The 6,975-nt window shown below is 45.6% G+C and carries 5 protein-coding genes and 1 tRNA gene; 4 read left to right on the top strand and 2 right to left on the bottom strand.

What is annotated here, in order from left to right; translation table 11 throughout:
- A tRNA-Gly gene (locus MSG34_RS21465) sits at window positions 1-76 on the bottom strand.
- 180 nt (window positions 77-256) lie between these two features.
- Window positions 257-802 carry an oligoribonuclease gene (gene orn / locus MSG34_RS21460; protein WP_010434065.1) on the bottom strand — a complete coding sequence of 182 codons (546 nt, stop codon included), beginning with the start codon at window positions 800-802 and terminating at the stop codon, window positions 257-259.
- 150 nt (window positions 803-952) lie between these two features.
- Between orn and rsgA the strand changes: the two genes are divergently transcribed.
- The 4 genes from rsgA to MSG34_RS21440 all read left to right on the top strand — a co-directional run bounded on the left by rsgA (window position 953) and on the right by MSG34_RS21440 (window position 6,951).
- Window positions 953-2,008: a small ribosomal subunit biogenesis GTPase RsgA gene (rsgA, locus tag MSG34_RS21455; RefSeq protein ID WP_017061306.1), complete on the top strand. Its 1,056-nt coding sequence runs from the start codon at window positions 953-955 to the stop codon at window positions 2,006-2,008.
- A 125-nt stretch (window positions 2,009-2,133) separates the two neighbouring features.
- Window positions 2,134-3,054 (top strand): archaetidylserine decarboxylase, encoded by a 921-nt coding sequence (gene asd / locus MSG34_RS21450; protein WP_248339340.1) that lies wholly within the window; start codon window positions 2,134-2,136, stop codon window positions 3,052-3,054.
- Between the two features lie 307 nt (window positions 3,055-3,361).
- Window positions 3,362-4,777 carry an SLC13 family permease gene (locus MSG34_RS21445; RefSeq protein ID WP_248339339.1) on the top strand — a complete coding sequence of 472 codons (1,416 nt, stop codon included), beginning with the start codon at window positions 3,362-3,364 and terminating at the stop codon, window positions 4,775-4,777.
- A 293-nt stretch (window positions 4,778-5,070) separates the two neighbouring features.
- Window positions 5,071-6,951: a methyl-accepting chemotaxis protein gene (locus MSG34_RS21440; protein WP_248339338.1), complete on the top strand. Its 1,881-nt coding sequence runs from the start codon at window positions 5,071-5,073 to the stop codon at window positions 6,949-6,951.
- Window positions 6,952-6,975: the final 24 nt, after the last annotated feature.

The raw sequence follows: 6,975 nt of genomic DNA, 5'->3' as shown, positions 1-6,975 counted from the left end.
TGGAGCGATACATCGGGTTCGAACCGATGACCTCAACCTTGGCAAGGTTGCGCTCTACCAACTGAGCTAGTATCGCAATCTGAAAACGTCTTTCGCCGTTCAGGGCTGCGAATTATAAGAGCATTTTTTTGTGATGCAAGTCCTTAATGCAAAATTACGAAACTTTTTACTCAACTGCTGTAAAAGCACACAAATTTGCAAAAAAAACGGCTCTTATGTCCCTGAAAAGTTAGATAAACGTGATCATTTTATTCGACTAGATGTTAATAATCGTTTTTCGGTAGTACTGCAGCTCGGCGATCGACTCTCGAATATCGTCTAACGCAAGGTGACTTCCCGACTTAGAAAAACCATCTAACACTTCAGGTTTCCAGCGACGAGTCAGCTCTTTCAGAGTGCTTACGTCAACATAGCGGTAGTGGAAGTACTCTTCTAACTCTGGCATGTGCTTGTATAGGAAACGGCGGTCTTGACCAATGCTGTTGCCACAAATTGGTGACTTACCTTTTGGTACCCATTTTTCAAGAAACTCAATCGTTTGTTGGATGGCATCTTGCTCTGAAACCGTACTTTCTTGAATTCGCTTCACGAGGCCGCTGCCGGTGTGAGTCGTTGTACACCACTCGTCCATCTTGTCTAATTCACTCTGAGGTTGGTGAATAGCCAAAACAGGTCCTTCAGCCAGGATGTTAAGCTCACTATCAGTAACGATAGTAGCAATTTCAATGATTTTATGAGTTTCAGGATCAAGTCCTGTCATCTCTAGATCAACCCAAATAAGGTTCTGATCGCTAAAGGACATAAGGCGTCGCCTATTTGTTTATGTGTAAAAGAGGTACTATACCCAAATAACTATACTCAAACTAGCTTTAGGACCATTGAAATCGCGTGGTACCAGCAACATCCTGTTTGAGTCCCCAATCATCAAGTTAGATGTGTTAAGTGAAAAATTGTGGCTAAAAAAAAGAAGTTAACCAAAGGTCAAGTACGTCGTGTACGTAGCAACCAGAACAAGCGACTCAAGAAAGAAGATTCTATCCAATGGGATGAGAACATGCTTGGCGGAACCAAAAGCGGACTCGTGATTACGCGCTTTGGCCAACATGCTGATATCGAAGATCTTGAAACTAACGAAGTTCATCGTTGTAACTTACGCCGTAGTATCGAGACTTTAGTTTCTGGTGACCGAGTGACTTGGCGCGCAGGCTTAGAATCAATGGCCGGTATTTCTGGCGTTGTGGAAGCGGTTGAACCGAGAACTTCAATGCTGACTCGCCCTGATTACTACGATGGCCTAAAGCCAGTAGCTGCGAACGTCGACCAAATGGTTATCGTTTCGGCTGTGCTACCAGAGCTATCACTTAATATTATCGACCGTTACCTAATTGCTTCAGAAACAGTGAACATCGCGCCACTTGTTGTACTGAACAAGGTCGATCTACTGACTGATGAGCAGATTGCTGAATATCGTGAAACACTTAAAGAGTACGAGAAGATCGGCTATAAAGTGATGTTCGTGAGTAAAGAGTCTGGCTACGGCATCAAAGAGCTGGAAGCTGAACTCAAAGACCGTATCAACATCTTTGTTGGTCAATCGGGTGTGGGTAAATCAAGCCTAGTGAATGCATTAATGCCTACGCTAGACATTGAAGAAGGCGAAGTCTCTGAGAACTCAGGTCTTGGTCAGCACACAACCACGGCAGCTCGTCTGTACCACTTCCCTTCTGGTGGTGATCTGATTGATTCACCAGGAGTACGTGAATTCGGCCTATGGCACCTAGAAGCTGACGAAATCACTGAAGCCTTTATCGAGTTCAAGCCTTACCTTGGCGGTTGTAAGTTCCGTGACTGTAAACACATTGATGACCCAGGCTGTATCCTGCGCGAAGCCGTAGAAAACGGAAAGATCAGTCGATTACGTTTCGACAACTACCACCGCATCATTGAAAGCATGGCGAGTAACAAAGATAACCGTCAGTATTCACGCAACAAAAAAGCCGATCTCTAATCGCGTTTTTGTGAACAAATGTGTGCATTTACTGACAATTGGCGCGAATTTAAGTAACATCTCGCGCCCTAAACCGTCATCGACAGATTTAATTGAAAAACAATTAGCATTGGAAAATTAATACAATGGATAAGATTAAAGTTGGATTGCAGTACTGGATTCCACAACATGGATTAACTCGCCTAGTCGGCAAACTTGCGTCTGCTAAAGCGGGCGGCTTAACGACAGCGATCATCAACTGGTTCATCAAGCAATACAAAGTGAACATGGATGAAGCTCTGCATAGCGATCCAAAACACTTTAAAACATTCAATGAATTCTTCGTGCGTGAATTGAAAGAAGGCATGCGCCCTATCGCTGAAGGTGAATCTGTTATTGTTCACCCTGCAGATGCACGTGTAAGCCAATTTGGCCCAATTACTGACGGCCAACTGATTCAAGCGAAAGGTCATGACTACTCAGCTCGCGAGCTATTGGGTGGTGATGCTGCGCTAGCGGATGAGTTTACAGACGGTGAATTCGCGACGCTTTACCTGTCTCCAAGTGATTACCACCGCGTGCACATGCCATGCGACGGCACGCTGCGCCAGATGATCTACGTTCCGGGTGACCTTTTCTCAGTTAACCCATTAACGGCAGAGAACGTTCCAAACCTATTCGCACGTAATGAGCGTGTAGTGTGTATCTTCGATACGGAATTTGGCCCAATGGCACAAGTCTTGGTTGGCGCAACGATCGTAGGCAGCATCGAGCAGGTATGGGCAGGTACCATCACCCCACCTCGCGGTAACTCTGTTTACAAATGGGATTACCCTGCACAAGGTGACAAAGCTATCATCTTGAAGAAAGGCGAAGAGATGGGCCGCTTCAAGCTTGGTTCAACCGTTATCAACCTATTCGCTAAAGATGCGATCAAGTTTGACAACACGATGCAAAATGGTGAGAAAACGGTTCTTGGTACACCTTTCGCACACATTGCAGGCAAAGAAGCACAAGCAACTGATAATGCTGCTGCCGATTCTACTGAGAACACAGACCAAGCGTAACTCTCAGAGTTAATTCATTAAGCTTTCAAGGCGCGTTACTTTTTCTATTTCAGAGAAGAACGCGCCTTTTTCTTAGCTCCACCGATTCGTTTGCTACTCAAGCTCTAACAACTCAAATTCCCAAAACCTTGCCCAGACACCTGTTGCTTCTCACTCTTGCTTCTAACTGCCCAGAAAAAGATTGACCAAAAACAAAACAGTTGCCGAAACCTTAAACAACTTTTTGATTTTCCAACCCGTCTCCAAGTACCAGAAATCCAGATAACTTACTCTATTTGAAGATATTTTATTTATAGGGTTTTTGTACATGCCTAAACTCAATGTTGGCGTTCTGGTCAAGCTGTTGATTTGTTTTGCGATTCCCTTAGGCGTGTTATTCATGCCGATAGATTCAATACCAATCGATGATCTCACGCTGATTCAACATCGCTTGTTGGCAATATTCTTGTTGGCCGCTCTACTGTGGGTGCTTGAACCTGTTCCGGTATTCGCCACTTCAATTTTGATCATTGCGCTTGAACTGGTGATGATATCTGACAAAGGTTTACACCTATTTAGAAATCCACCAGCGGGGCACGATCTCGGTGAGTTAATCAAATATACCGACATCTTCGGTGCATTTTCGTCACCGATCATCATCCTTTTCATGGGTGGTTTTGCTCTTGCGATATCCGCATCCAAATATGAACTCGATAACAACCTAGCTCGAGTGCTACTCAAACCATTTGGCACAGAGCCGCGCTTCATCATGCTAGGTTTAATGCTGATCACCGCCGTGTTCTCAATGTTCATGTCAAATACCGCAACGACGGTAATGATGCTTGCGCTGTTAGGCCCGATCGTAGCTTCTGCACCAAAAGGTGATATGGGGATTAAGGCGCTCGTATTGTGTATTCCAATTGCTGCCAACACCGGTGGTATTGCGACACCCATCGGTACACCACCCAATGCCATCGCGCTGCAATACCTAACCGGTGAAAACACCATCGACTTCCTCAGCTGGATGATGATGGGCTTACCCTTTGTGATCATCCAACTCACCATCGCTTGGTTTCTTCTACAAAAACTCTTCCCTTCTAAAGAAAGAAACATGGTGCTCAAGCTCGATGGACAATTTAGAAAAAGCTGGCGAGCGATTGTGGTTTACATCACCTTCGCTGCGACAATCTTATTGTGGATGACCACCAAACTGCATGGCATGAACACCTATGTCGTGTCTATTATTCCACTGGCTGTGTTTACTCTCACTGGCATCATGGGTAAAGAAGAACTCAAGCTGATTAACTGGGATGTGTTGTGGCTGGTCGCAGGTGGTATTGCGATTGGCATCGGCCTTGATAAAACAGGCTTAGCAGCAGCATTAGCGCACGCGATTGATTATGAATCCTTGTCGCCTACCGCAGTGGTGCTCACTCTATCGATTGTGTGTTGGTTGATGGCCAACTTCATGTCAAACACCGCGACGACCAACTTACTGATGCCGATCGCTGCTGCCATAGGCGCCTCAATGGAAAGCTTAGTAGCGATTGGTGGCCTGCAAGGCTTGCTGGTTGTGGTCGCCTTCTCTGCGTCGCTTGGTATGATTCTGCCAGTATCGACACCACCAAACTCACTGGCCTACTCGACCGGGCTTATCGAAAGCAAAGACATGGCGAAGATGGGCATCATCTTAGGTATTGTGGGCTTGCTGATGGTTTACCTCGCCCTGTTTATTATCACCTAGTAAGCGTTAACGCTCCCCTTTAATCCTAACTAAAGCGCTGAATGTAAATTTGGCGCTTTTTTCCATCTATACCACTCCATACTAAGTAATTAACTGACATTTCAATCAACAGATAACTGTGATTTTACTTCACTGTTTTACAAAAAGCAGAGCAAATATATTAAGAATTTATGATTTCAAACACAGTCATTCAGCCTAAGACAGCGGCACTATACACGCATCAGAGACACATCAATTCACCATCAAGTACGTCACTGTAGTTAGGTTTTTGTCTAATAAGAGAGGAATAGACCTTGAGACATACTATTAAATTTAAAATTCAGATCGCAATTGCGGTCATTATTGCCGTCGTGAGTGGCGCTCAAGCCTGGATATCGGTTAATCAACTGACTCAAGAAACTGAAGTCGCGATCAACCAAGAAATGAAGAATGTCAGTGCTGGCACGACGAATTACATTGCCGATTGGCTCTCGACTCGCAGCGATATGATGCTTGCTAATGAACCGACCATTTCAAGCAACAGTAACTCTGACCGTGAGTTACTAATCACCAAACAAGCCGGACAATTCTTGTCTGTTTATGCCGGATTCAGTGACGGCACTATCGCTTATGGCGACAAAGGTGAAGACTGGCCAGCAAACTACGACCCACGCACCCGCCCTTGGTATAAAGATGCGAATTCAACGTCAGACCTCATCATTACTGAACCTTATCAAGACTTTGACGGCAGCATTGTCATCAGCTTTGCCAAAGCATTCAACGGGGAAAGACAAGGTGTCCTCGCGGCAGACTTAACTGTAACCAGCATTATCGACACCGTGCTCAACGTGAAACTCGATAACGATGGCTTCGCGTTTTTAGTCGACGGTAACAACAACATCGTTGCCTACAGTGATGAAGAGCTAAGCCAGAAACCACTGACCAGTTTGAATCCGGAACTAACAGCCAACAAAGTGTCACAACTGATCCAAGGCCAAATGATCACTACGCTAACTTGGCCTGGCCAAGAGGATAAAATGGTCTACATTGCCAACGTCCCGAATACCGATTGGTCACTGGGTATTGTTATCGATAAAGAAATGGCGTTTTCCGCGGTATCTGACGCGATTCAGTTCATCTCCCTGACTTCTTTAATTTTGTACATCGTCATTTCGATTGCGAGCACAATGGTGATCAACCGCCTACTTTCCCCATTACAAACCTTATCAGAAGCACTGACTCAGCTTGCTCAAGGCAGAGGCGACCTCACTCAACGCATTGATATCACACGCATGGATGAGATAGGTAAGCTTGCTGAGCTTGTAAACCAGTTCTTAAGCCAAATGCAAAGCATGTTAAAGGGCGTTATTGAACACAGCCACGATTTAAACAATCATGCAGAGAAAGCCAATCAACTGGCGACCCAATCATCCATTCGAGTTGAGAATCAGCAAAACGATATCAATCAAATAGCGACCGCGATTCATGAGATGTCAGCCACGGCAGCTGAAGTGGCTAGCCATGCCGAACTCACGGCATCCGCTTCTCAAGCGTCAGCCACCGCTTGTAACGAAGGCCAAGAGGTTATTCAACAAAACCGCGATGCGATTACTGGCCTTGCAACTCAAGTTGAAGACGCTGCCAATGTTATTCGAGAACTGGAAAACAACGCGCAAAGCATCAATCAGATCCTATCCACCATTCAAGGCATTGCCGAACAAACCAACTTGTTGGCATTGAATGCCGCGATTGAAGCGGCGCGTGCGGGAGAGCAAGGTCGTGGATTTGCGGTTGTAGCCGATGAAGTTCGAGTGCTCAGCCAACGAACGCATGGCTCGACCGAAGAAATCCGCGTGATGATTGATACGCTACAGAAGAATACCGAACATGCCGTTGAAAGCATGACCACCAGCACTCAACTGGCTGAGAACAGCGTTGGCTTCGCAGAGCAAGCTCATGGCAGCCTGACTAAAATCACCCAGGCGATCACTGAAATCAACGATATGGCGCTGCAAATAGCGAGTGCTGCAGAAGAGCAACGCGCAGTAAGCGAAGACATCAGTCGCAATACGCAAGGGATCAAAGATGCCTCAGACGATCTTGCACAACAAGCTGAAAGCAGTCGCTATAGCTCAAATGAAATGAGTAACGCTGCCGAGTCGATGCGCCGAGATGTGGAGCGTTTTAAGGTATAACTCATCTCAAACAAAGTAAGTTAA

It is taken from the genome of Vibrio sp. 1CM2L (assembly GCF_023161695.1).
Classification (GTDB): Bacteria; Pseudomonadota; Gammaproteobacteria; order Enterobacterales; family Vibrionaceae; genus Vibrio; species Vibrio coralliirubri.
The sequence above is the reverse complement of the archived record's forward strand: the minus strand, read 5'-3'. Positions and strand labels throughout refer to the sequence as shown.

Bases quoted from the DNA above. Each gene is read 5' to 3' on its own strand.
- orn (WP_010434065.1), bottom strand. From the start codon at position 802: ATGTCCTTTAGCGATCAGAACCTTATTTGGGTTGATCTAGAGATGACA.
- asd (WP_248339340.1), top strand. From the start codon at position 2,134: ATGGATAAGATTAAAGTTGGATTGCAGTACTGGATTCCACAACATGGA.
- MSG34_RS21445 (WP_248339339.1), top strand. From the start codon at position 3,362: ATGCCTAAACTCAATGTTGGCGTTCTGGTCAAGCTGTTGATTTGTTTT.